At 62.6% G+C, this 329-nt stretch carries 1 pseudogene; it reads left to right on the top strand.

Features of this window, described 5'->3' with window-relative positions:
* Positions 1-246 (top strand): annotated as a pseudogene (locus tag CAPSK01_RS17450) (hypothetical protein); the annotation flags it as partial.
* Positions 247-329: the final 83 nt, after the last annotated feature.

The raw sequence follows: 329 nt of genomic DNA, 5'->3' as shown, positions 1-329 counted from the left end.
GGGCAAATCGCCAGCGGCATGAGCATCACCGCCCCGATTGCGCCGGTGAGCGCCCTGACCGGCATTCCTTATTTCCATATCCCCGCCGGGGGCTGGGGCAGTGGCTACGTCTACGGCAATGCGCTGCGCGTTCTGACCATCGCCGCCTCATTTCCGCACTGGCACATCCGCTGTACTCAGCCGCACGACTGGACCGGAGCCGGTGATGTGTACGCCTTTCAATCCATCGGCGAGGTTGATCCCTGATGCCTGATCTTTCAGTTCGAGTGTTTCAAAGCACTGACAGCGGCGCGCCCGCGTTATCCGGCACGGCGGGCGCATTGATCACG

Source organism: Candidatus Accumulibacter vicinus (assembly GCF_000584955.1).
Taxonomy (GTDB): Bacteria; Pseudomonadota; Gammaproteobacteria; order Burkholderiales; family Rhodocyclaceae; genus Accumulibacter; species Accumulibacter vicinus.
Note: the sequence above shows the minus strand (reverse complement) of the source record. Positions and strands in the feature narration are given on the sequence as shown.